Origin of the sequence: Rhizobium sp. Root1203 (assembly GCF_001424945.1) — a bacterium.
Classification (GTDB): Bacteria; Pseudomonadota; Alphaproteobacteria; order Rhizobiales; family Rhizobiaceae; genus Rhizobium.
In genome coordinates, this window is the sequence record NZ_LMCW01000001.1 from 95,405 (window position 1) to 119,160 (window position 23,756).

The 23,756-nt window shown below is 61.2% G+C and carries 19 protein-coding genes; 8 read left to right on the plus strand and 11 right to left on the minus strand.

The annotated features are described in order from the left end of the window. Positions 1 to 10: 10 nt before the first annotated feature. From ASC97_RS00540 to ASC97_RS00570, 6 genes are all read right to left on the minus strand, one after another. The gene (locus tag ASC97_RS00540) at positions 11 to 1,510 is read right to left on the minus strand and encodes a lipopolysaccharide biosynthesis protein (RefSeq protein WP_057466411.1); all 1,500 of its coding nucleotides are present in this window, start codon (positions 1,508 to 1,510) and stop codon (positions 11 to 13) included. Between the two features lie 75 nt (positions 1,511 to 1,585). Beyond that, entirely contained in the window at positions 1,586 to 2,503 is a 918-nt protein-coding gene (locus tag ASC97_RS00545; protein WP_057466412.1) for a glycosyltransferase family 2 protein, read from the minus strand. 629 nt (positions 2,504 to 3,132) lie between these two features. Continuing rightward, positions 3,133 to 4,686, minus strand: coding sequence for a VOC family protein (locus ASC97_RS00555; protein ID WP_113001232.1), 1,554 nt, complete (start codon positions 4,684 to 4,686; stop codon positions 3,133 to 3,135). A gap of 62 nt (positions 4,687 to 4,748) precedes the next feature. Next, a complete protein-coding gene (locus ASC97_RS00560) occupies positions 4,749 to 6,356 on the minus strand; it encodes a response regulator (protein ID WP_057466955.1) in 1,608 nt (535 codons plus the stop codon). A 5-nt stretch (positions 6,357 to 6,361) separates the two neighbouring features. Then, complete coding sequence (locus ASC97_RS00565) at positions 6,362 to 6,787, minus strand: response regulator (RefSeq protein ID WP_057466415.1); 426 nt, start codon at positions 6,785 to 6,787, stop codon at positions 6,362 to 6,364. Continuing rightward, positions 6,774 to 8,861, minus strand: a complete 2,088-nt coding sequence (locus tag ASC97_RS00570; protein ID WP_082529845.1) for a sensor histidine kinase — start codon at positions 8,859 to 8,861, stop codon at positions 6,774 to 6,776. The genes ASC97_RS00565 and ASC97_RS00570 overlap by 14 nt, the downstream gene beginning before the upstream one ends. A gap of 242 nt (positions 8,862 to 9,103) precedes the next feature. Between ASC97_RS00570 and ASC97_RS00575 the strand changes: the two genes are divergently transcribed. The 3 genes from ASC97_RS00575 (at position 9,104) to ASC97_RS00585 (ending at position 11,039) form a co-directional block, all read left to right on the plus strand. Next, positions 9,104 to 9,478, plus strand: coding sequence for a response regulator (locus ASC97_RS00575; protein ID WP_057466417.1), 375 nt, complete (start codon positions 9,104 to 9,106; stop codon positions 9,476 to 9,478). A 404-nt stretch (positions 9,479 to 9,882) separates the two neighbouring features. Continuing rightward, the gene (locus tag ASC97_RS00580; protein WP_057466418.1) at positions 9,883 to 10,587 is read left to right on the plus strand and encodes a response regulator transcription factor; all 705 of its coding nucleotides are present in this window, start codon (positions 9,883 to 9,885) and stop codon (positions 10,585 to 10,587) included. Positions 10,588 to 10,601: 14 nt separating this feature from the next. After that, positions 10,602 to 11,039 (plus strand): response regulator, encoded by a 438-nt coding sequence (locus tag ASC97_RS00585; RefSeq protein WP_057466419.1) that lies wholly within the window; start codon positions 10,602 to 10,604, stop codon positions 11,037 to 11,039. Between the two features lie 4 nt (positions 11,040 to 11,043). Here the strand turns inward: ASC97_RS00585 and ASC97_RS00590 are convergent, their stop codons facing one another. The 4 genes from ASC97_RS00590 to ybaL all read right to left on the minus strand — a co-directional run bounded on the left by ASC97_RS00590 (position 11,044) and on the right by ybaL (position 16,737). Continuing rightward, positions 11,044 to 11,748, minus strand: coding sequence for a sensor histidine kinase (locus tag ASC97_RS00590; RefSeq protein ID WP_057466420.1), 705 nt, complete (start codon positions 11,746 to 11,748; stop codon positions 11,044 to 11,046). Positions 11,749 to 11,843: 95 nt separating this feature from the next. Beyond that, the gene (secD, locus tag ASC97_RS00595) at positions 11,844 to 14,390 is read right to left on the minus strand and encodes a protein translocase subunit SecD (RefSeq protein WP_057466421.1); all 2,547 of its coding nucleotides are present in this window, start codon (positions 14,388 to 14,390) and stop codon (positions 11,844 to 11,846) included. 94 nt (positions 14,391 to 14,484) lie between these two features. Next, the gene (locus ASC97_RS00600) at positions 14,485 to 14,868 is read right to left on the minus strand and encodes a hypothetical protein (RefSeq protein ID WP_057466422.1); all 384 of its coding nucleotides are present in this window, start codon (positions 14,866 to 14,868) and stop codon (positions 14,485 to 14,487) included. 54 nt (positions 14,869 to 14,922) lie between these two features. Further along, on the minus strand, positions 14,923 to 16,737 hold the full coding sequence (gene ybaL / locus ASC97_RS00605; protein WP_057466423.1) for a YbaL family putative K(+) efflux transporter: 1,815 nt from the start codon (positions 16,735 to 16,737) through the stop codon (positions 14,923 to 14,925). A 34-nt stretch (positions 16,738 to 16,771) separates the two neighbouring features. Between ybaL and ASC97_RS00610 the strand changes: the two genes are divergently transcribed. Beyond that, positions 16,772 to 17,074 carry a transcriptional regulator gene (locus ASC97_RS00610; RefSeq protein WP_057466424.1) on the plus strand — a complete coding sequence of 101 codons (303 nt, stop codon included), beginning with the start codon at positions 16,772 to 16,774 and terminating at the stop codon, positions 17,072 to 17,074. A gap of 4 nt (positions 17,075 to 17,078) precedes the next feature. Here the strand turns inward: ASC97_RS00610 and ASC97_RS00615 are convergent, their stop codons facing one another. Further along, positions 17,079 to 18,503, minus strand: a complete 1,425-nt coding sequence (locus ASC97_RS00615; protein ID WP_057466425.1) for an ArnT family glycosyltransferase — start codon at positions 18,501 to 18,503, stop codon at positions 17,079 to 17,081. A gap of 652 nt (positions 18,504 to 19,155) precedes the next feature. Between ASC97_RS00615 and ASC97_RS00620 the strand changes: the two genes are divergently transcribed. From ASC97_RS00620 to ASC97_RS00635, 4 genes are all read left to right on the plus strand, one after another. Further along, positions 19,156 to 20,766 carry a globin-coupled sensor protein gene (locus ASC97_RS00620; RefSeq protein WP_057466426.1) on the plus strand — a complete coding sequence of 537 codons (1,611 nt, stop codon included), beginning with the start codon at positions 19,156 to 19,158 and terminating at the stop codon, positions 20,764 to 20,766. 63 nt (positions 20,767 to 20,829) lie between these two features. Continuing rightward, the gene (locus ASC97_RS00625) at positions 20,830 to 21,126 is read left to right on the plus strand and encodes an STAS domain-containing protein (protein WP_057466427.1); all 297 of its coding nucleotides are present in this window, start codon (positions 20,830 to 20,832) and stop codon (positions 21,124 to 21,126) included. Then, a complete protein-coding gene (cheY1, locus tag ASC97_RS00630) occupies positions 21,123 to 21,488 on the plus strand; it encodes a chemotaxis response regulator CheY1 (protein ID WP_003545492.1) in 366 nt (121 codons plus the stop codon). The genes ASC97_RS00625 and cheY1 overlap by 4 nt, the downstream gene beginning before the upstream one ends. 17 nt (positions 21,489 to 21,505) lie before the next feature. After that, positions 21,506 to 23,752 carry a chemotaxis protein CheA gene (locus ASC97_RS00635; protein ID WP_057466428.1) on the plus strand — a complete coding sequence of 749 codons (2,247 nt, stop codon included), beginning with the start codon at positions 21,506 to 21,508 and terminating at the stop codon, positions 23,750 to 23,752. Positions 23,753 to 23,756: the final 4 nt, after the last annotated feature.

Consider the following 23,756-nt stretch of genomic DNA (forward strand, 5'->3'; position numbering starts at 1 on the left):
GCATGGAAGCTCATGTTCTCTGCGTATCGGCCTGTCTGCGCGAGGGCAGCAAGGAGAGAGCGAGCGCGATATAGGGGCGAATTGCCGAGCGGCCGAAGGTGGGCAGGAAGGCAGCGTAGATCAAGGCACCGAGACCGACGCTGAGGCCGAGAGAAAGCCACCGGTTCGAGACGTGTGCGACGATGACGGGATGGGCGAGCCATACGCAGACCGCCATGAGTGCTGCGCCGCAGAAGGGTACTGCCACGGCCTTAAAAGTGCCCTTTGCGTCGATACCGGCGTATTTGCTCAGCACATACTGCTGGTACGGCATGGTCAGCCAGGCGCGCAGCGTGTAGCCCGCAGCAACGGCGACCACGCCGTAGGGAACCAGCAGCCATGTCAGCACCAGCGTCGCGGCAAGCTGAAGCGCAGCCACCGAAAGGATCGATTCCGCCCGGTTGACGGCCGAGAGCGCCGACGACGCGAAGAAATTCATGACGAAGGGCACCGACATCAACACCAGAACGGTAGCTATGTCGCCCGCATTGCCCCACTTGTCGCCGAAGAGTAGTGCGATCATGTCGTTGGAGAGTGCGCCGAAGCCTAGAAGCAACGGGATGGTCCCCAGCGCCGCCGCACCGACGATCTTGTTATAGGCATTCTTGAAGGCAATCCGGTCGTTCTGCAGCCGCGACAGCGTCACCAATGCCACGCTGCCGATCGGCGCGAGCACCGCTTGCCCAATCAGTTCGATCAGTCTCCAGGCGATGCGATAGCGCCCGACCTCGACAGGGCCGTACCAGCGCGAGATGAAGATGTCCTGCACGCGGGCAAGCAGCATCCACATCAACTGCGTGACGACGAGGCTGATGCTGAACAGGAATACCGATCGAAACAAGGGCACGTTGAACCGGAATTTCGGCATCCAGGGATAGGCCACCCAGCCGAGCAGCACCGTTACCACGGCGTTGACGGCGGTCTGGGCGACGAGTGCCCAGACGCCCCACCCAAGGTAGGCGCAGACGACGGCGGTGATGCCGGAAAGAAGGCTGGCGGCGATCGCCTGTGCCGCGAGATTCTTGTGGCCGAATTCACGGGCGAGGCGCGCGTTGTGAATGACCGCGAGTGAGGATACCGGCAGCAACGGCGCCAACCAGCGCAAGATGCCCGCGACGGACGGATCCCTGACCAGATCGCCGTAATACGGGGCAAACACGAACACAATGGCCCCCACCATGCCGCTGAACGCAATTGTTGCCCAGAAGGCGGTGTCGGCGAGTTCTTCGTCAAGATCGAGTTGTCGGGTGATGGCATCGCCCAGCCCCGCATAGGCGAGAACGCGGCCGATTTCCACGAACAGGCTTGCCAGCGCAAAGGTCCCGAAATCGCCGGGACCGAGAATGCGCGCCAGGATGACGAAGATCACAAAAGTCGCGACAGTGCTCCAGGCAACGCGAATGACCGACCATAGGACGGAGAGGGCGGTCTTTTTCTTAAGCTCGGCGCGGGCAATTGCCGTATCTGCCATTCACTGTCCAATCGAATAAGCGCGAGAACTCGCGCATTTATGTGTTCATTCCGAGGCTGGTCACGCCGAGGCCGGTTAAGCTGGACGGCCCGACCTCTGGCCCCGCCAATAGGCGAGCATGCCGGTGAGATTGTCGCGAAGCTGGCTGCGATACGTCAGACCAAGCTCGTCGCTCAGCTTGCGGCGCCCGATCGCTTCCAGAACCGCCTGCCGGATGTCCCAGCGCAGCATGCCGCGCATGTTGGAACGGCGGTGAAAAAGGTACTTGGCGTAGAGTGCCCCGTTGCCGAAGGCGTAGCCGCTCTGGAGCTTCTTGACGTCGCCCAGTTCGCGGCGTCCGTGAAAATGCTTCACCGCAAAGTCGGGCAGATACTCCACGCGGATGCCGGCGTTGAAGGCTCGGTGTACATAGTCGGTGTCCTCGCCCGAGCGGAACGGCGAGCCGGCCCCAAACCGGGTATCGAACAGGCCCACTGTGTCGATCAGCGTCCGCGGAAAAGCCATGTTGGCGCCGTGAATGAAGCCACCGGCATGCAGGTCGTTGGTCAGGACGGCGGGCTCGAGTTCCGTCTTGATCGTTACGGGCAGATCGCGTGCGTCTCCGAGCTCGATCCGGCCGCCCCGCATGACCGGCTGCTTGTCGCCTGCAAAGAGCGACGCGACCAGGCTGAAATAGTCCGCAAAGATCTCGCAGTCGTCGTCGGTGAAGGCGAGGAGGCGACCGCGCGCCGCTGCCATCCCGGCATTGCGTGCAACGGCGAGCCCCGCCGTCGACTCATAGACGAGGTTGGTGCTGATCGGAGCGGTTTTCGCCCATTCGCGCACGACGTCGGAGGTGGAGTCGGTGGAGCCGTTGTCGACAAACACCAGTTCCAGTCTCAGATAGCTTGCCTGCCGGGCGGCGACAGAAACGGCATCCAGGCAGTTCGTCAGTCCATATGCCCGATTCCTCGACGAGATGATCAGGCTGATGTCCACGGGCTGAGGAGGCATTCGTTTTCCCCTTCTGCGATCGATGTTAAAGGCGAGGATAGGGCGCGTATCCGGCCTCGACAAGGAACATTTTGCGTTGCAGCAAAACAGTACAGAAGGTTGAAAAACCAAAAGAATGTGGTGATTTCTTGCCTGCCTGTTATAAATCGCGGTATATGGGTTTTAAATTTGAAACATTACGAATTTAAAGAATAGTAATTGTAATAATTCGTGTTCACGAAATATTGAAATCGGTAGATTGTTTAGTGAATCCAATTGTTTTCACGACTTCAATTCTGGATATACCTGAAAAATATGCATATCTATGTTCACGCTGCATCGGGTTCGTATCGAGGCGACCGATTTTCCATTTCTCGTTCTTCGCACGTGCGAAAAGTCCGAGCGGAAAAGAATAGTGTTTCAACCCGTCCGTGGCTTATCGGCAAAATTGCTGGTCCGGCTCCTGCATTTCTCCCGCGGGTGGGCGGCCCTCGCTGTCACACGCCATGCAGAAGCTGTCGTCGCGCAGACCTTCCGCGTGCGAAAACATCACGCCTGACCGCCTCATCGGCGGCAATGCTTGATCGGCCGGAGGCAAGGACCACCCAAGACTGTGGTTGTTGCTTCCCGCCGCCGGCCGCGCTGGATCACTACTGATCTCCACTGAGCCATTTGCGAATAACAGGGACATCGGCGTCCCCGAGGTCGTGGCCGCTGGGGATGACAGTCGAATCGACAGTGGCCCCCGAACTCTTCAGTCGGGCCTCGAGGTCGCTTGCATATTTGCCGTAGGCATCGGTCTTGCCGCTGATGACAAGAAGGTCGGTGCCCTTGAGGTCGGCATGTGGAAAGTTGCTGAGAACCGGCATGGAACGCAGAAGCACCGCCTTGTGCACGAGGTTCGGATGGAGATAGAGCAGTGAATTCAGGAGATTTGCGCCATTGGAATAGCCGACGTAGACGAGCTTCTTCGGGTCCAGCCCGTAGGATTTGACGGCGCCGTCGATGAAGGCTGCGAAGGCTTCGGCCTCGCTCTTGATATCCTGCTGATCGAAGGAGAAGGGCGTGATCCGCTTGTACCAGCGCGGGATACCTTCTTCCGTGGCGCGTCCACGCACGCCGAGCAGCGTAGCGCGGGGGGAGACCTGATGCAGCAGCGGCATCAGCGTCGTTTCGTTGCCGCCCGAACCGTGCAGCAACACCAGAACGCTTCCGTCCGGATCGGGCGGCGTGTAAAACCGGTGCACGAAAGGCAGCTCGCGATAATTGATACGCGGTTCGCCAGGCATCGAAAATTGCGGCAGCACGACCTTAAGGTCCTTGAGATCGGTAATGGCATCCTTGGGGACGAAAAGTTTGCTACCCAGCGTCGCCTGCGGTTCGTCCACCGTCATGCCGGGCTTGTCCGTCGCCAGCTCGATCAGCGTTCCTCCCGGCTCGCGAACGTAGAGCGAGCGGAAATATTTGCGATCGTGCATGTTGGTGGCCGATGCACCTTCCTCTTCGAGGACGTTGTGGACGGCGAGCAGCGCTTCGTCGTCGGCAGCCCGGAAGGCGACGTGATCGAACGTCCCCGTTCCCGGCGCCCCCGACCAGAACCCCTTTGCATCGCGGATATCGATGACATCGCCGGATTCGGACACGAGCCTGTCGATGTTGCCGCGGTTGTCCTGGAAACGGTAACCGAAATGGCTTTCCACGAAGTTGCGGCTTTCCGCCGGCTTCTCCGTGAGCAGGGTGGCGCCGCGTATGCGCTGGACGGTATGCTCCAGCGGAATGCCGGCACCGTCCCAGGCTGCCGGTGACGTGAGCTTCGGTGCGCCAACGAGCTTGACGATGACATTGTCGGGATCCTTCAGCCGCAGAACCGGCTCGCCGAATTCGTCCGTAGGACCCTCCGATCGAAGTCCGAAACTCATGGCGCGCGTCAGCCAGTAGCCGATGCTCGCCGGATCGATCGCCAACGCAAGCTCGCTCAACTGGCCGAAGCCCGCGCGCCCGGGTGCGCCGTCTTCCCAGACGAGAAATGTCACGAGCGATCCGGGTGTGCCGTCGGCGTCGCCATAGAGGAGGTGGAGCTGCGTCGCATCCTCGAAGCCGGCCGTCTGCTTGACGAGCCGCAGGCCGAGGAAGCCCGCGTAGAAATCGACGTTCGCCTGCACCTTTCGGGCTATAAGCGTGATGTGATGAATGCCTGATACCATGGAGAGCAGCCCGGATTGAATGGGAGACAGAAGCAGCGTGGAGATGAAAGCGAGTATGAGTGTCATGCGGTCGCAGATGGAGTGTGTCGTGAGGGATCTGCATACAGAATTAGGGCATCTCCGCGGGGCTGCAAATCCAAAGTGTCGACGGTCTTGAGCGCAAGCTCCAGCTGCTGCAGGGTTGGCGGCTTGATCATGTAGGCGCGCGCGCCGAGCGCCTCGGCGCGTTGCATGTCGTCCTCGTCGCTCGACGTGCTGAGAATGCAGACGGGGATCTTGTTCAACCGCCCGTCGGCAGAAAGCGCGCTGAGCACCTCGAACCCGTCCATGATCGGCATGTTGATGTCGACCAGCATCAGGTCGATCGACGGATCGCGGCCGCCGGCTGCGCGCTCCTCCAGCAGCCGCATGGCTTCGCGCCCGTTGCTTGCGACATGAAGATTGAAGCTGACCCTCTCGCGCTTCATCAGCTTGATCTTGAGGATCTGCACGTCGGCGGGGCTATCCTCGACGAGAAGGACCTCTGCCAGGCGCAGCGGTCGCTCCGCGTCGGCTCTCTCTTGACGCAGGCCGTCGTATGGCCTGCTCGGCGCCGCAGGCCGCGCAAGCGGCAGTTCCACGATGAACGTCGCACCGCGCGAGCGCCCTTCCTCGCACCAGATTGCGCCGCCATGCAATTGAGCGATGCGTCGGCAGATGGCGAGCCCCAGCCCGGTCCCTTCGACGCTGCGTCCGACAAGACGCTTGAATGGCTGGAAGACGAGCTCGCGATACGCAGGGTCGATACCGGGGCCGTTGTCGCTGACAACAATCCGGCAGTGCGATCCATCATTCTCAGCGGAAATCCGCACCTCGGGACTGTCGGCATCGCAATAGCGGATAGCATTGGAGACGAGGTTCTGCAAAAGTTGGACCAACAACGTGGCATCGCCCATCACTTCGGGCAGCGCGGCTCGAAGGACGGTAGCCCGGCGGCTGCCGACCTGTTCGCGAAGATTGCGTTCCACCTGATCGAGGACCGGTGACAGCGCCATGGATTTCAACTCGAGCTCGTCAGATGCTTCCAGCTTGGTGAAGCCGGAAACTTTGACGATGAGATCCTCCATATGGTCGGCAGCGCTGAGGACGTAATCCAGGAGTTCGCGGTCGTCGGAGGCAAGGGCCGGCGAGCCATGCAGCAGTTTTCCGAAGGACTTGATGGTCCTCAGCGGCTCTTTGAGATCGTGCGCCATGGCGCGCGTGAAGATCTCCAGCGATTGCCGCTTGAACTCGAGCTTTGTCTCCAGGCTGCCGTGCATGATCGCATTCTGGATGCACCGATGCAGCGTCTCCGGTGAGAGGGTGTCCTTCGTCAGATAGTCGCGGGCGCCGCCCTTCATCACCTCGACGGCGATCGTCTCGCTGCCCTGGCCGGTCAGCATGATCACATTGGCGGCGGCATCGAGCTTGACGATTTCCTCGAGAACGCCGACACCATCGCGGCCGGGCAGGGAATAGTCGAGAAGAATGCAGTCCGGCCGCGTCTGCGCATTCAGTGCAAGGCCTTCCTCGCCGTTCTCCGCCTCGAAGACGGTGTAGTTCGCGCCGGCCACGCGCGCGAGCATTCGCCGATAAACTTCCCGGTCGTCGATGTTGTCGTCAATGATCAGGACAGAGGTGCCGTCGCTCACCAAGGTCAACCTTCCAAAGGAAGGATGGCTATCTCGAACCAGTATTCCTTCAGGCGCTGGATCGCGGCAAACAGGCCGTCGAGATCGACCGGCTTTTGCACATACGTATTGGCGCCGAGCGCGTAGCAGCCTTCTATATCGCGCTCGTCACCGGAGGTGGTCAGGATCACGACTGGAATCTTGCGCCAGTGGGGATTGGACTTTATCGCCTCCAGCGTCTTGCGCCCGTCGAGGCCGGGCATGTTGAGATCGAGCAGGATAAGACCCGGCCGCGTCGGCATCTTGCCGAGCATGTCCAGCGCCTCGTGGCCGGAGGATGCCCATTGCACGGGGTTCTTGAGATTTGCACGCTTGAAGGCGCGGATCGTCGCTTCGAAATCGTCCTCGCTGTCTTCGACGATGAGGATCGGCTGTGCTTCACGCTGCGGCATGCTGGTCCTCGCGTTTATGGCCCAATGTAAAATAGAAGGTCGTTCCATGACCGACCTCGGACTCGAGCCAGACGTCGCCTTCGTGACGTGCGATGATCTTTCGCACGAAGGTCAGTCCCGCGCCCGTTCCGTCGTCCGAGTCTTGAGGCTTTTCGAGGCGCTTGAAAATACGGAAAACATCCTCGTGAAACTCTTTTGGAATGCCCTTGCCGTTGTCCCGGACGAAATAGACATCCCGCACTGACGTCCCGTCGGCGCCGACGAGATGGTCACGGTGTCCGATCGTTACGACGGGCTGCGGCTTGTCGTTGTATTTGACCGCATTGGTGATCAGGTTCCGATAGACCTCGGTCAGCCTCAGGGCGTCGCAAACGACATCCGGCAGCGGTTCCTCTACGACGACAGTTGCACACCGTTCCTCCAGGTAGAGATCCATCGTCGAGACGACGTCCTTGACGATGGCATGGACGTCGGCGGCACCGATTGCCAGCTGTTGACGCCCGATGCGCGAGAAGTAAAGCAGGTCGTTGACCAGCTTTTCCATTCGCTGGCTGAGGCGAACGATGCGGTTGAGGCGCCTTACGCCATCGTCATCGAGCATTTTTTCGTAATCTTCCAGAAGAAACCGCGCATGATTGTGCATGCCGCGCAAGGGTTCCTTCAGATCGTGCGACGCGATGTAGGCGAACTCGTCGAGGTCGGTGTTGCTGCGCTCCAGATCCGCGGTGTAGGCCTGCAGCTGTCCGTACATCGTCCTTAGCTGCTCCTCCTGCGCCACGCGCAGGCTGATGTCGCGGAGAATGGCGACGACGGTAACGGCTGTCCCGGTCGTGAACGTACTGACGGAAAGGTCGAGAGGAAACGCCTCGCCGTTCTTGCGCCGGCCGGATACCGTTCGCGTTGTCCCGATGATGCGCGCGTTACCCGTCTGGCTATAGCGCTCCAGGTATCCGTCATGGGCGGAGTGGTAGGGTTCCGGCATCAGCATTTTGACGTTCCGGCCGATTGCCTCCCTGGCCCTGTAGCCGAACATCGCCTCGGCTGCGGGATTGAACATCGAGACGATCCCCTTCGTATCGATTGCGATGATGGCGTTCGGGGTGTTCCGCGTCACGCTGTCGAAGCGGATGCGTTCGGCATCGAGGCTGGCGCTCTTGCGTTGGAAGTAGAAGACGAAGACGGCGACCAGCCAGAGCGTGACGACCGTAATGGCACGGTTTGCCGCCTCATAGAGATAGCCGGCGCCCTGGCGATCGAGGGCAAAAAAACCGAGAAGGATGAGGATCGAGCAAACGAGGGCGAGGGACAACGGGGCCGTCCGGCTGCCGAACCACAGCGAGGTGAGAACAAGCGGCACGTAGAGCATGCCGTTTGCAACGCCAAGCGGGGTGTAGAGATCGACCAGCAGGCCCACGAGACAGATCGCACCCGGCAGCCATACAGGCATCCCGCCATGGCTTTCCGGCTGCAGCCACCAAGACCGCACCAGCATCGCCGATCCCAGAAGCACGATGCCGACGGCCGTATGGACGGCCATGCCGATATTCGAACCCCATCGATAGATGTGCTCGGCATGCATCGCATAACCGGCAAGGGCGGCCATGCCGAGACCGATGACGACGTATCCGACCAGCTCCTCGACGACCCGTGCCTTTCCCCTGTGCTCGGCTGGGGTCAATGCCAGCGACAGGTTCGAAAAGAAAAAAATGGCGGCGGTATTTGGCGCCATGCCTGCGCTGAACTTCGCGGCGAAGCCCGGCGCGACGAAGGCGCCGGCCAGAAAGGGCTCGATGATTTGAGCATGGCGCCCGATGAAAAGGAGTTCGAGCAGGCGCATGCCGCTCATGGCCGTCGCCAGCGAAAACAGAAGGAACGAGGCGGTGCGACCTCGCTCGTTCGTCTGCACCGAGCAGACAAGGCCCAATCCGGACAAGACAAAGCAGAGGGCCGTGTTAAACGCCATCACAGGTGAGCCGGGGATGATCGCAACCACCGGTTCGATCTGCCGAATCCAGCCTGCGACGACCGCCAGTCCAGCGAGAAGAATAAGGAGCCCGATGAGCACGACGGTCAAACGGTGCCGCTCCCGGTGCCAGGAGGCACCTGTACCTCGACCACTGACCGCCTCTGCCAATTCGCAATTCTCCCGTCCCGCGGTCACATCTATTTCCGGAATCGGAAATTATTCAATATACGTCGCAGGAGATAGGCCATTGTTCGCGCGTTGCCCTGAAAATAATCGGGCGCGATCTGGTTGATATTTCGCTGCCGACGTCGGTACAAGCGACGGGCGAAGATGGCTTGCAGTGGGGTCCTATGCCGGCGCTTTTCTACATCGACGACAGCCGGGACGATCTGTTTTACGTGGATTATATCCGCAGGAGACGGAAGTTGGCACTCGAGATGGATTGCTTTTTGACGACGCAGGCCGCGCTCGAAGCCCTCGAGGAACGGGAGGCGGCCGGGCAGGAATTGCCGCAACTCCTGATCGTCGATCTCTATATGCCCCTCCATGGAGGCCTGAGCCTGATCAGGAAGCTTCGCGGGGACAGTCGCTTCTCGCATATGCGGCTCGGCGTGTGTTCCGGATCCGATGCGGAAGAAGACCGCAGTCGCGCGCTCGCCGCCGGGGCCGATTTCTACATCGAGAAGCCGATCGACCTGGACGAGCTCTTTCTGCACTGGGGTTAGTTCACCCAGGACGAGAGACCTTTTTTGGGTGGCATGTCGCAGGGGTCGCGGCATCGATTGACTCACCTCTGCCTCTATCCGAAGATGGTCGCCAAACCGAAAAACGATGCCGAAAACGGATCGAGTGCTGGGAGCGCCGACACACCCATGTTTGCCACCACAAACTCAGTCAACCCCTTGACTGAAAGGCGCGTCGGCTCTCCCCGATGCCTGCTTTGGCACCACTCTCCGCACGCAAGGGGTATTGCATGCGGAAAGACCTAGGACTTCGGCATGCGCGCCGTCCATCCCCATTCGATCTCTTCCCTCGTCAGTCTCGCGGATGTTATTAACCGTACCGATTTAGAACGTGTATCCCAAGATTTCGGGATAGGATGCCCCAGCCAAGAGCCAAGGAATGCGGGATGAGCAGCGCAGCGGCAGTTCCTTTTCACGCCGGCCCCGAGCTGGGTCGAGCGATCAATCGGACGGATTTCTTCCGCTTGCTGAAGGCTGCCGCACATCACTATGAGTTTGAGTCTTTCGCGCTTGCCCGCATTTCAGAATCCTCGCCGCCGTTCGATGCCCGCGGCATCGTCATCACCAACGTTCCGGAACGCCGCGCGGCCTTGTTCATCTATGCCCTGGGTCGGGCGCTCGGGCAGATCAAGGCGGGGGCCTCGCAGTTCCTTGCAACCCCTCTGAGCGGGAGGGGTGGGTCGATGGAAGGCTATCCTGCCGACCTCGTCTTGAACGAATACGACACCAACGCCTTTCTCCTGATTCCCTTGTTTACGCCCGAGGGGCGTCGCTATTGCGTTACGCTCAGCGGCAAACGTCCGGAGCCGGCACAAGGCGAGATCGCGGAGATCCTTCTCGACACGATGCGTATTTTCGACAAGTTCTATGAAGAGATCCTTGCCCAGGAAATGTCCGGCCGGTTGACCCAGCGGGAGAGCGAAGTGGTGCGCTGGACGAGCGAGGGAAAGACGTCGGCCGAAATCGCGATCATTCTTGGACTGTCCGAGCATACCGTCAACTCTCATATTACCGCCGCCGCTAGAAAGCTGGACGCGGTCAATCGCGTGCATATGGTGGCGATTGCGCTGCGGATGGGGCTGGTTTCGTAATGGGAGAAGACGGTATGGCGGCCGTAGCCGATCGACGGGATGCCGTCAGGGTTCTCTTCGTCGATGACGAGTTCATCGAGTTCCGGTCGTTGAGGAAAAAAGTTGCGGAGCTGACCGAGCCGCCTGTGGCAATGGAGTACGCCCAGTCGGTGGACGATGCGCTGATGCAGCTCAGGGACCGCAAGTTCGATCTCATTCTGCTCGACAACAGGCTGCTGCCGAACGCGGATTTCCGCGAGACCGTGCCGAAGCTTCGTGGCAGCGGCTACACCGGGGCGATCGGCGTGGTGTCGATGAATGTCTCTGCCGGCTATTTCCAGCAGTTTCCAGATTACGGCGTGGATTTTCGCATCGGCAAGGAGGAGATCGATGTCGAGACGCTACAGCATATCATTCGCGAATACGTCGACTATGACCTGCCGATGTTCTGGAAGGACGACTATAACCGCTGAGGTGCTACCCAGCGGGAAGGCTGATCGCAAAACGGCTGCCGTTTTCGTTTGAGCTGTCGAGCCGAATGCTGCCGCCAAGGGCTGCGAGCAGATCGCGTGCGGATGTGAGCCCCAGTCCGGGCCGTTTCTCGGCGCCAGCCTGAGGCAGCGACCAGAACGCGTCGAAAATGCTGCCGTGATAGGCCGGGTCGATCCCGGGGCCGTCGTCGGTTGCATAGATCGTTAATTCAGAAGCGCCCGCTACAGCCGCGATCATCACGTGAGGAGCGGCATCGCGGCGATGGACCAGCGCGTTTCCGAGGATGATCTTCAGGACCATTCGAAGGATGGCGGCATCGGTCTTCACGGTTGGCAGAGGCCTGACATCGAGCGTCGCGCCGGGCGCGTCGACCTCCGCCAGAAGTTCCGCCCAGATCTGCCTGACAAGCACATCGGTATCGACATCGGCCAGTTTCACCTGTGGTGTACCGGCTGCAAAGCTCATCAGCACCTTCGTCAGCCTTTGGGCAGTCTGCGCCTTGTCGAGGATTGTCCTGAGATATTGCAGGTGCTCGTTGTCGATGGCAGCGTCGCCGAGGTCGTCGAGCAGGATCTCCGCGTACATTGCGATATGCCGCAACGGAGACTGCAGGTCATGGGATGCGATCGCGAGGAAACGCTTCGTGCGTTCATCGTCGCCGGCTGACACGTCTGACCGCTCCGATGACATGCTGCAAATCTCCAACCCCAAGGCGGCCGGAGAATAGAAAGCGGGCGCCGGTTCTGCAACCGGCGCCCGCATTAATTTCGCATCGGCAACTCTTCTTAGCCGGCAGACTTGCGCGGCTCCGGTGGAAGGATCTCCGCCTTTGCCTCGTTGGCCGTCACGGCCGCGCGATGGCGGCGGCGCCAGTCGCCGAGGAAGAGCAGGATCGGTGCCGCGATGAAGACCGACGAAGCGGCTGCCACGAGGATGCCGAATACCATCGGCACCGCGAAGCTCTCCACAGCGCTGCCGCCCCAGATCGCCATCGGAAGCATGGCGAGGAAGGCGGTGGCGCCGGTGTAGAGGCTTCGTGCCAGCGTCTCGTTGATCGACTTGTCGATGATTTCGCGAAGCGGCATCGACTTGTAGAGGCGCATGTTTTCACGCATGCGGTCATACACGACCACCTTGTCGTTCACCGAGTAGCCGACGAGCGTCAGGAGGGCCGCGATGGCCGTCAGGTTGAAATCGAGGCCGGTCAGCGCAAAGAAGCCGACCACCTTCGTCACGTCGAGGATGAGCGTTGCGATGGCGCCGACCGCGAACGGCCATTCGAAGCGCCACCAGATGTAGAACAGCATCGCGAGGCTGGCGAGCACCACCGACATGATGCCGGCCCATGCGAGTTCGCCGCTGACCTTCGGGCCGATGACGTCGGTGCCGGTGACGGTCGCCTGCGGATCGAGCTTGACGATTTCATCCTTCAGCTTGGTGACTGCGGCCGTCTGAGCCTCTTCGCCGCCTTCCTGGCGCTGCGCGCGCACAGCCATGGTATTGTTGTCGCCGAAGGATTGCAGCGAAACCTCGCCGAGGCCGAGCTCGTTAAGCCCCGTGCGGAAAGCTGAAAGGTCTACCGTGCCGCTCGTCTTGACCGACATCTGGATGCCGCCCTTGAAGTCGACGCCGTAATTCAGTCCCGGCGTGATGAAGAGCACGATCGATGCAACCGACAGGATGGCCGAAACCGTCACGCCGATAAATCGTGCCTTCATGAAGTGAATGTTCGTGCCATCCGGGATCAGGTGCAGCGGCAGAAGCGGCTTGATGTGAATGACCTTCATCTTGCGGCGGCGGGCAATCGCGATCATCACGACACGGACGATCGCCACAGCCGTGAACATCGAGATCATGATGCCGAGGCCCATGGTCACCGCGAAGCCGCGGACCGGGCCGGAACCGAACCAGAAGAGGATTGCGGCGGCGATCAGCGCCGTCATGTTACCGTCGACGATGGTCGAGTAGGCGCGGCTGAAGCCGGCATCGATGGCCGCAAACGCGCTCTTTCCCTTGCGGGTTTCTTCACGGATGCGCTCGTTGATGAGAACGTTCGCGTCGACCGCAAGGCCGATGCCGAGGACGACACCCGCGATGCCGGGCAGCGTCAGGGTCGAGCCGATCAGCGTCAGGCCGGCGAAGGTCAGGATGACGTTGAGTGCCAGGGCGGCGTTGGCCAGAAGGCCCCAGGCGCCGTAGAGGAAGAAGATGAAGGCGGCGACGAAGGCGAAGCCGATCAGGCCGGAGTAGACGCCCTTCTTGATGGCGTCGGCCCCGAGATCGGCACCGACGGTGCGTTCTTCGATGACGGTGAGCTTGGCGGGCAGGGCACCGGCGCGCAGCATGGCGGCAAGCGTCGTTGCGCTGTCGGCGGAGAAGCTGCCGGATATCTGCCCGGAGCCGCCGGTGATCGGTTCGCGGATGACAGGCGCGCTCAGCACCTTGTCGTCGAGAACGATGGCGAAGGGATTGCCGACGTTCTGGCGGGTGATGTCGGCAAAGCGAGTGGCGCCTGCACTGTCGAAGCGGAAGCTGACGACCGGCTCATGGGTGTTCGGATCGAAGCTGACACGAGCATCCGACAGGCGGTCACCCGAAATCTCGACGCGGTCGAGAACGGGATAGGCCTGGCCCTTCTCGTCCTTCAGCATCGTCACACCGGGTCCCGGTGCGTTGGTCGGGGACAGCATGTGGAAGGACATCTTCGCGGTCGAGCCGAGAAGCTGGCGAAGGCGTGTGGGATCCTGGGCGCCCGGGAGCTGAACGAGGACGCGGTTTGCGCCGATGCGCTGGATCGTCGGTTCGGCGACGCCCACCTGGTCGACGCGCTGGCGGATGACCTCGAGACTCTGCTGGACCGCCGAATCGACGTTGCTGGCGATGCCGGCAGGCGAGAAGCCGACCGTGATATTGCCACCGCTTGCATTGACCGACAAATCCGACTGGCCGGCGCTGATGCCGGTGCCGATCGTGTTGCCGAGCGTCTTCAGCTGAGTGACGGCCTCGTCGCTTTGCGCAGGATCGGTCAGCACGACGACGATCTGGTTCTGGTTGCGAACGACCGACTTCGTGGCGATGTTCTTTTCGCGAAGCACGCGGCGGGCATCCTGCAGCAGCGACTGCAGCCGCTCGCGGGTCAGGTCCGCTTCATCGACTTCGAGAACGAGGTGCGAGCCGCCGCGAAGGTCGAGGCCCAGGGAAACCTGGCTATGCGGCAGCCAGGAAGGCATGCGCTGCAGGACGGATTGCGGCAGGGCGTTCGGCAGGGCGATCAGAATGCCGAGGAGAATGACCACCGTATAGGTGATCACCAGCCATGGTGAAGTGCGCATATGGTTGTTTATCCTTGATAACGCTTGACCCTGCGCGTGTCGCGCGGGCAGCGTGTCGTAAATGCAGATAGGAAGCGCCGGTCAGGCGCGCAGATCAGGCCGTTGCCGTCGGCGGGCCGCGCGAATCGTAGGCTTTCGCGCTGGTCGCATGGAGGGGCAGGTCGACGGGCGACGAAAGCGTCGCGTCGCGACGAAAGGCAAATTCGATGGCAGGCGGGTTCGCAGGGATCGCCGCGCCCGAAGCGTAGGCGACGTATTTCGGCGCGACCTTGCGGTCGGCGGCGAGAATTCCGCGCACTGCGTCCCGCGCGCTGAGCTGCAGCGGCTGGCCGTCCTTGCTCGAAGACGAGACTGAATTCGGCCCGCGCGCCGGACCGAGCACGAGATTGCCGCCAAAGAGAAGGCCGAGGTAAGCGAAGATCGCAACGGCGAGAGAAACGGCAACGCGACCCGTCATGCGGCGCGCGTCGAGCCTCATCCCGTGTTCGTCTGCTTTTTCAATCTCGAACCGGCTCAACGGTGCAGAAGTCTCTCATTCTTTTTCTGGAGAAGGCGTTTCCTCGGCTTGGATTGTACCAGCCTCGGCCTCGTCTTCATAGGGTGCACTGTCATGATGCACTTGAGAGAGGCGGTCAAGCATGCCCATTGCGATTTCCCGCTCGCCCATGATGACGGTGTCGGCGCCGTAGTCCTTGAGTTCTTCCACTTCCGCGTCCGAGTGCGCACGCGCGACGATCAGCACGCTCGGATTGGCGGCACGTCCCTGTTCCGCCACGCCGCAGGCTTCGAAGGCATTCGGGATCGCGATCACCAGGCTGCGCGCGCCGGCAAGGTTCGCGAGGTTGAGCACGTCGCGCGACACCGCGTTGCCGCTGATGACCTCGATCCCCTGGTCCTTGAGTTCGGCAATGCGCTTGTCGGAGTCCTCGATGACGAGGAAGGGTGTTCCGGATGATTTCAGGTTTTGGCCAACGATACTGCCGACGCGTCCGTAGCCGACCAGGATGGCGTGCCCGCGAAGTGCGGTCTTGTGCACTTCGTCTGCGACCGCCAGCGGCGCTTCGGCGGGCTCCGGCGCCGCCTCTTCCTTGATCTCGGCGGCCGGTTCGTCGCGCTTGGCTGGTTCGAGGAGCGGACGAAGCCGGTCGCAGGCATAGAAGAGAAGCGGGTTTAGGATGATCGAGATGATTGCGCCAGCAAGGATCAGATCGCGTCCCTCTTCCGGCAGCAGTCCCAGATCGACGCCCAGCGCGGCCAGAATGAAGGAGAATTCACCGATCTGCCCGAGGCTCGCTGAAATCGTCAGCGCCGTTCCTATCGGCTTGCGGAACAACAGCACGATCAGGAAGGCGGCCAGCGATTTTCCGATAACGATGATGAAGACGGTGGCAAGCAGAGGGATCGGCTTGTCGACCAGGATGTTCGGATCAAACAGCATGCCGACCGACACGAAGAACAACACCGCGAAAGCGTCGCGAAGCGGCAGGCTTTCCTGCGCGGCACGGTGGCTGAGCTCGCTTTCGGCCAGAACCATACCCGCGAAGAAGGCGCCGAGCGCCAGCGACACGCCGAAGAGTTTCGAAGCGCCAAACGCGACGCCAAGAGCGATCGCAAGCACGCCGAGGCGAAAAAGCTCGCGGGAGCCGGTATGAGCGATGCGGTGCATCGTCCAGGGGATGACGCGCCGCCCGAAAATCAGCATGACGCCGACGAACAGCGCCACTTTTATGAGCGTCATGGCGATGATGCCGCCGATGCCGAGATCAAGGCCGAACAAACGACTGACGGCAGCAGAAAGCGGCTCGACTGTTCCGTGGCCGCCGCCGATGCTGGCGGCTGCCGGTATCAGGACGAGTGCCAGAACCATGGCAAGGTCCTCGACGATCAGCCAGCCGACGGCGATCTTGCCGCGTTCGGTTTCGACCAGCCGCCGCTCCTGCAGTGCCTTCAGAAGCACCACTGTCGAAGCGACGGAAAGAGCGAGGCCGAAGACGAGGCTCCCTCCCGTCGGCCATCCCATGATCGCTCCCAATCCCCAACCGAGCAGGGTGGCGAAGGCGATCTGAACGATCGCTCCGGGCACGGCGATACCGCGCACCGAGAGAAGGTCCTTGAGCGAGAAATGCAGGCCGACACCGAACATGAGCAGGATGACGCCGATTTCAGCGAGTTCGGGCGCCAATCCCTGGTCTGCGACGAAGCCGGGCGTGTGCGGCCCGACCAAAATGCCGGCGACGAGATAGCCGACGAGTGGCGGCAGACGGAGCCTGTGGGCCAGCGCGCCGAGAATGAACGCAAGCACGAGACCCCCGACGATCGTCGAAATCAAAGGTGTATCGTGCGGCATCGTTGTCTCCCGAACTGGATATCCCGTTAAAAATATGACATATATGACCTATATCAACCAATATGGGTGGTTTGACGATATGGGTCAAGGCGCAAAGGAAACAATTCTGACACCGGCACTGTGCCGCGCCGCTCGCGGATTGCTCGATTGGACGCAACTCGATCTTGCCGATCAGGCAGCAGTCTCGCGAAGCACGATCCGCGATTACGAGGGCCGGCACCACGAAATCCACCGTGCGACAGAAGCGCAGTTGCGCATGGCTTTCGAAAAAGGTGGCGTTGCGTTTGTCGAAGTCGAGGGAGTGGGGACGTGTCTCTGCCTCCCATCAACCGAATGATACTCTATCTGGTGCGCATCAGGCAGCGTGGCGAGACTTTGTACGCGTAGATGGTCTTGCCGCGATAGTATCCGTCAGCCGGTTCCCAGGACCCGACGGCCACCGGCGTCTGCGCGCAGGTCACGGGCTGTGTCGTGATGAACAGAACGTCCCGGCTGAGGTCATCCGGCATCGCAAAAGTCTGTTCGTAGTAGCTCTCCGGCGTGCCAGCGGGCGGACGCGCATAGAGGCGGAACGGCTCGTTTCTGAGCGTATGGAACATATCGGCAAGCATGTCGCGGCTGTCGCTGACGATGTCTGTGACGCCGGACTGGCGTGCCAGATCGGCGGCCTCGCGACTGATGGTGCTACGTCCGAGATAGCGTTTCATCGCCTCGTTGCCGTTGGGCAGTACGAGCTGATGCGCGAAGACCGCTGCCAAGGGAAAGGCGATGCTTGCGAATCCGTTGAGGGCCAGAGAAATCCGCAATCCTTTCGGCCATTCGCGGTGGAGCAGCCAGACGGCAAGGATCGTTCCGGCGACGTAGGCGGTCACGGCCCAGTTGGCATAGGCTTTTGCCACCAGCGCCTGGAAGGTGATGAGAAGAATGACAGGAACCGAAAGCCATATCAGCAGCGTTTCGAATGCGCTGCTGTTGCCCCTGATGGCTCGGTAGACCGCCCATAGGATCGCAAAGAACACGATCGGTCCGACGACGCCGAATTGCGCCGCGAAGAACTCGACGCCGCGGCGCACGTCGATGCTGAGAGCGCTCCAATGCGCAATGTTCGTCGTATGCTTCACCGTCGTCGCGTCGTGCGTGACGTTCCACCACAGGTTCGGCGAGGCCACGGCGATGGCTGCACCTGCTGAAATGAAGAAATCTCTCCAGGCGATGCGGGCCGACTGCATAAGGATCAAGGCGATCAAACCACCGGGAACGACGAACAGGATCGCATATTTCGACAGGAAGGCGCAGCCGAAGGCGATCCCCATGAGCAGCGCCAGCCCGATCGACCGTTGCCGGGTAAGTCCGAAATAGCCAAACAGCGCGGCGGCAAGGAAAAACAGCAGGACGACGTCAGTCGAGAAGAAGACCGAAGACAGCGCTACGCCCGGCAGCGTGATGTAGGTGACGCCGGTCCAGCCTTCGACTTCGGGCCCGACGAACCGCTTCGCCGTCTTCATCAACACAAAGGCGGTCGCCATGTGGACCAGCGGGCCGCAGACCCGGATCCAGAATATCGACGTCGAACCGGAGATCTCGGTCATCGCCCGGATGATCCAGGCGATCATCGGTGGCTTCGAGTAGTAGCCGAAGTCGATGTTTTGTGACCAAAGCCAGTATTGCGCTTCATCGACAAACAGATCCGTGCTGTCGAAATGAAGCGTGACGACACGCCACAGCGTGATGCCGATGATGACGAAGAGACCTAGCCGGGCAGACATGAACCGGATTCCGTTGAACTGCCCAAGGACCCGGGGAGGGGCCGGTACAGCTGTTGCGTGAGAACTAACGCGTCAGCGTCGTCATACTGTGAATTTACGACGGAGATTCAAAGGACGCGAAGAGACAAAGCGCCGCGGTTTGCCGCGATACGATCGAGCAGCGCGACGGCTGCAAGAACGGCTATTGCCAGTAAGCACGAACCCAATCCGAGAACAATCATTGCCCGATCCTTAAGACGTCATGTCACAGTTCGGCGGGGATATAGCACGAAGCTTGCTTCAGACTTGTAGCAGCCAAGCAACGCAAGCCCAGTATTTCATAGATGGTAATTCGCGTTGCCACGAAAGCGGGCATTCATAAAATGCGTATTAACCTTCAGGCAAGGAATTAACCATAAACATTCAATCCTACGTCGGAATGGGAAGATTGACTCGTCCCCACCAGGCATGACGCCGAACCGCCGTACCGGGTCGATCCGGTATCCATCTCTCAAGCAGCTTTGCAACAATATGCACTGACCGGGATGCTTCAGCCCGCCGGCGATCGCCGGTGTCCTGCTGCCGCCTGCGATCCGCGCTTATTGCATGAAGCATGGATTTTTTCGCCGGGCGTCCGCCCGGACAGTGTTGGGGACAGGCGTTGGGGCAGGACATGCCATCGGATCAGGCACGGGGAGCACAGGCAGGCAGCCTGCGCGATCGACTGCGCTTTGCCGGCCTCGATACCGACCAGTGCGACATGGTTCGCCGCCACCGGCCCGCCCTCCAGCAGCACCTGACGGCTGGCCTTCGCGATCTCTTCCACCGTTTCCAGTCGTTTCCGGATGCAGCGCGCAATTTCGAGAGCGAGCGTCAGGTGGAGCGGCTCCACGACCTGCAGGCGTCCCACTGGGACGTGCTGACCGATGCGCGCTTCGATAGCCTCTACGCCGAGCGTGTGAAGGTGCTGTCGGATACCGAAAGCAAAATGGGCCTCGACCCGCGCTGGCACATCGCCGGCCATGGCGTCGTGCTCGAACATGCCATAGCGGGTCTTGCTGCCGAACTTTCAGGCCGTCCTCTGCTGCCGGGCGCCAGGCGCCGGGCCCGCGAAACGACAGAGCTGATGAACGCCATCATTCGGCTCGTCATGGTGGACGTGGAGATCGCGGTATCCCTGCGCTTCAATGCGCTGCGCGCCTCCCAGCAGCGCCAGCTTGCCGACCAGCGCAACACCGACAAGGCTGAAGTGTCCCGTATGTTTGCCGATGTCATCGAAGGCCTTGCCGCCCGCGACCTCACGGTCCGTGCAGCAGTCGAGCCGGACGGTGCGCATCGCGACATCGCCGAGGCGCTGAACGGCGCCCTCGATGTCTTGCAGTCCGAATTCCGGACGATCGGCGAGAAGACGGCATCGGCGGAAGCTTCCGTGCAGGTGCTCGGTGACACGTCGCGGCGTCTCGCCGGCAATGCGTCCGGCCATGCCGAGGAGTTGCTCTCTTCGGCCGCGGCTCTTGCCGAACTTTCCGAAGGCGTTCGCCAGGGAGCTGCGGGCAGCCGCGCCGCCGAGCAGGCCGCTGCTTCGACCCGTGTCGCCGCTGAGGAAAGCGGGGAGGTCGTCGGTCGCGCGATCACGGCGATGGCCGATATCGAGAAGTCCGCGGAACGGATCGGCCAGATCATCGGCGCGATCGATGAAATTGCCTTTCAAACCAATCTCCTTGCGCTCAATGCGGGGATTGAGGCGGCTCGGGCTGGCGATTCCGGCCGCGGCTTTGCCGTCGTAGCGCAGGAAGTACGCGCCTTGGCACAGCGGTCCGCAGACGCTGCGCGCGAAATCAAAACGCTGGTCAGCACGACCAAGGCACAGGTCGGAGCGGGCGTCCAGATGGTCGGCCGGACGCAGGATTCGATCGGCAGCATCGCTCGCCAGGTCACGGAGATCAACGCCGCGATCGCGACCGTCGCCAGCCAGGCGAACGAGCATGCTTCCGCACTCGATACGGTCACCACGGACGTCAAGGGCCTCGGCGCACGCGTCGCTGAGGGTGCAGGCGATGCAACGCAATCCGCTGAAAGCGCCGATGATCTTCACACCGTGATCGTCGAACTCGGCCGCACCGTTCGCGAGTTCCGCCTGGCCCGGCAGGATGCCGAGACGGCGCGACGTCCCACGCGCGCCGTCGAGGTGCAATCGGTTCGTGCGAATGTGGAGAACGAGGACGAAGGTTTTGACTTCGGCCGGCCGCTCGCAAGCCTCGGGGGAGGTCGGAGTGTTTACTGAACCATTGGAATATGACGGCGGCTCACATTCACTGAGCGCAAATCAGGGAACAAGGAAAAGCTGATGGCAGCAAAGAAGAATGTGAAGACGCTGAATTTGGCAGCGGTCCTCGATCTCAACGAAGCGACCGTCCTGCGCGACAAGCTCTTGTCGCTCCGGGGCAGCGACGTATCGATCGATGCCTCTGCCGTCGAGCGTGTCGGAACGCTTGGCGCGCAGGTGCTGATGGCGGGAGCCAAGACCTGGGATGAGGACAAACTGGCGTTCACCTTCACCAAAGTCTCGGACGCATTTCAGAAAACCATGCAGTTGATCGGTGTCGACATCCACCATCTGCTTGCCAAGGAGATCCGGCAATGAAGAAAAAAGTACTGACCGTGGATGACTCACGGACCATTCGTAACATGCTTCTCGTGACGCTGAACAATGCGGGCTTCGAGACGATCCAGGCGGAAGACGGTATCGAGGGACTTGAGGTCCTGGAAGAATCCAATCCGGACGTCATCGTCACCGACATCAACATGCCGCGTCTCGACGGCTTCGGTTTCATCGAAGGTGTCCGCCGCAATGAGAAATACCGGGCAATCCCGATCCTGGTTCTGACGACCGAAAGCGATGCGGAAAAGAAGAACCGCGCGCGCCAGGCCGGTGCCACCGGCTGGATCGTCAAGCCTTTCGACCCTGCCAAGCTGATCGATGCCATTGAGCGCGTAACCGCTTAAACCCAGGATTTTCGCCTATGGATATGAACGAAATCAAAGAGATCTTTTTCCAGGAATGCGAGGAACAGCTCGCCGAACTGGAGTCCGGTCTTCTGAAAATGAATGATGGCGATCGCGATCCGGAAACCGTCAACGCGGTATTCCGTGCCGTCCATTCGATCAAGGGCGGCGCTGGCGCATTTGGTCTGGACGATCTCGTCGCCTTCGCACATGTGTTTGAGACCACCCTTGATTGCGTTCGTTCCAACAAGCTTGAACCGACACAGGACGTCCTGAAGGTCATGCTGAAGTCGGCCGACGTTCTTGCGGACCTGACCAACGCTGCCCGCGACGGCGGGGGTGTCGACGAGAGCCGCAGCCGCGGTCTCGTCAAGGAGCTGGAGGCGCTGGCCAATGGCGAACTTCCGTCTCCGTCCGCTGCGGCAGACGCGCCGGCACCGGTCGCAGCCGCGCCGAAGCCGGCGGATGACAGCGGTTTCCAGCCGATCCCCTTCTCGTTCGACGATTTCGGCGACGAGGAGGAGGCGGCCTCGGGCATGCCGTCGTACGAAATTGCATTCAAACCGCGGTCCGACCTTTACTCGAAGGGCAACGACGCCACGCTTCTGTTGCGTGATCTGAGCCGCCTTGGCGAGATGAGCTGTGCTTGCAACATGGATGCGCTGACGGGCCTCGACGAGCTCGATCCGGAAGCGGCCTATTTCCACTGGAACGTCACGATCAAGACCGACAAGGGCGAGGACGCCATCCGGACCGTCTTCGAATTTGCGGAATGGGATTGCGACCTGGAGATCAAGGTCGCCGAGGCAGCGGCAAAGGTTGCCGCCAGCGAAGAACTGCCGATGATCCCGGTTCCGTTCGACCTGTCCGTCCTCGACGACGATGCGGGTATTCCGGCCGAGCTGCCGAAATCCGATGTTGCCGCCGCGGTCTCCGCCGCTGAAACGGCGTCCAACGTGACGCAGATCGCCGCTGCGCGCGTCGAGAAGAAGGAATCTGCTGCGGCTGCTGCCGCAAACGCTGCCGCCGCAGCCCAGAACAACGCCGCAGCGAGCGCCGGCCAGACGATCCGCGTCGATCTCGATCGGGTCGACCGCCTCATCAACCTCGTCGGCGAGCTCGTCATCAATCAGGCGATGCTGTCGCAGAGCGTCATCGAGAACGACACGACCGGCACCTCCTCGATCAACATGGGGCTGGAAGAGCTGCAGCAGCTGACCCGTGAGATCCAGGATTCGGTCATGGCGATCCGCGCGCAGCCGGTGAAGCCGGTCTTCCAGCGCATGTCGCGTATCGTTCGCGAAATCGCCGACATGACGGGCAAGACGATCCGCCTGATCACCGAAGGTGAAAATACCGAAGTCGACAAGACGGTCATCGACAAGTTGGCCGAGCCGCTCACCCACATGATCCGCAATGCCGTCGACCACGGCATCGAAACTCCGGAGAAACGTGCTGCCGCCGGCAAAAACGTCGAAGGCACGGTTCGCCTCACTGCAAAGCATCGTTCGGGCCGTATCCTGATCGAACTTGCCGACGACGGCGCCGGCATCAATCGCGAGAAGGTTCGCCAGAAGGCGATTGCCAACGAGTTGATCCCCGCCGACAGCAACCTGACGGACGAGGAAATCGACAACCTGATCTTCCTGCCGGGCTTCTCGACAGCCGACAAGATCTCGGACATCTCAGGCCGCGGCGTCGGCATGGACGTCGTCAAGCGCTCGATCCAGGCGCTCGGTGGCCGCATCAACATCACCTCGAAGCCGGGCCAGGGGTCCGTCTTCACGATGAGCCTGCCGCTGACGCTTGCGGTCCTCGACGGCATGGTCGTCACGGTCGCGGGGCAGACGCTCGTGGTGCCGCTGACGGCAATCGTCGAAACGTTGCAGCCGGAAGCCGCCGCGATCCATTCCTTCGGCGCCAACCATCGCCTGATCTCGATCCGCAACAGCTTCTGCCCGCTGGTCGATGTCGGCCGTATCCTGAACTTCCGCGCGACGCAGGCAAACCCCGTCGATGGCGTTGCCCTTCTCGTCGAATCCGAAGGGGGCGGTCAGCGCGCCCTGATGGTCGACGCGATCCAGGGCCAGCGCCAGGTTGTCATCAAGAGCCTCGAGGCGAACTACACGCACGTTCCCGGGATCGCTGCTGCGACCATTCTGGGCGACGGGCGCGTGGCACTCATCCTGGACGTCGACGCCGTCGTGGGGGCTTCCCGCGGTCAGGCGTTGAAGCAGGAAATGTCGCTGGCAGCGGTAGGATAACACT

What these genes read in the sequence shown, in the direction of transcription:
- ASC97_RS00540 (WP_057466411.1), bottom strand. Translation starts at nt 1,510, where the DNA reads ATGGCAGATACGGCAATTGCCCGCGCCGAGCTTAAGAAAAAGACCGCC.
- ASC97_RS00545 (WP_057466412.1), bottom strand. Translation starts at nt 2,503, where the DNA reads ATGCCTCCTCAGCCCGTGGACATCAGCCTGATCATCTCGTCGAGGAAT.
- ASC97_RS00555 (WP_113001232.1), bottom strand. Translation starts at nt 4,686, where the DNA reads ATGGTATCAGGCATTCATCACATCACGCTTATAGCCCGAAAGGTGCAG.
- ASC97_RS00565 (WP_057466415.1), bottom strand. Translation starts at nt 6,787, where the DNA reads ATGCCGCAGCGTGAAGCACAGCCGATCCTCATCGTCGAAGACAGCGAG.
- ASC97_RS00575 (WP_057466417.1), top strand. Translation starts at nt 9,104, where the DNA reads ATGCCGGCGCTTTTCTACATCGACGACAGCCGGGACGATCTGTTTTAC.
- ASC97_RS00580 (WP_057466418.1), top strand. Translation starts at nt 9,883, where the DNA reads ATGAGCAGCGCAGCGGCAGTTCCTTTTCACGCCGGCCCCGAGCTGGGT.
- ASC97_RS00585 (WP_057466419.1), top strand. Translation starts at nt 10,602, where the DNA reads ATGGCGGCCGTAGCCGATCGACGGGATGCCGTCAGGGTTCTCTTCGTC.
- ASC97_RS00590 (WP_057466420.1), bottom strand. Translation starts at nt 11,748, where the DNA reads ATGTCATCGGAGCGGTCAGACGTGTCAGCCGGCGACGATGAACGCACG.
- secD (WP_057466421.1), bottom strand. Translation starts at nt 14,390, where the DNA reads ATGCGCACTTCACCATGGCTGGTGATCACCTATACGGTGGTCATTCTC.
- ASC97_RS00600 (WP_057466422.1), bottom strand. Translation starts at nt 14,868, where the DNA reads ATGAGGCTCGACGCGCGCCGCATGACGGGTCGCGTTGCCGTTTCTCTC.
- ybaL (WP_057466423.1), bottom strand. Translation starts at nt 16,737, where the DNA reads ATGCCGCACGATACACCTTTGATTTCGACGATCGTCGGGGGTCTCGTG.
- ASC97_RS00610 (WP_057466424.1), top strand. Translation starts at nt 16,772, where the DNA reads ATGACATATATGACCTATATCAACCAATATGGGTGGTTTGACGATATG.
- ASC97_RS00615 (WP_057466425.1), bottom strand. Translation starts at nt 18,503, where the DNA reads ATGTCTGCCCGGCTAGGTCTCTTCGTCATCATCGGCATCACGCTGTGG.
- ASC97_RS00620 (WP_057466426.1), top strand. Translation starts at nt 19,156, where the DNA reads ATGCCATCGGATCAGGCACGGGGAGCACAGGCAGGCAGCCTGCGCGAT.
- ASC97_RS00625 (WP_057466427.1), top strand. Translation starts at nt 20,830, where the DNA reads ATGGCAGCAAAGAAGAATGTGAAGACGCTGAATTTGGCAGCGGTCCTC.
- cheY1 (WP_003545492.1), top strand. Translation starts at nt 21,123, where the DNA reads ATGAAGAAAAAAGTACTGACCGTGGATGACTCACGGACCATTCGTAAC.
- ASC97_RS00635 (WP_057466428.1), top strand. Translation starts at nt 21,506, where the DNA reads ATGGATATGAACGAAATCAAAGAGATCTTTTTCCAGGAATGCGAGGAA.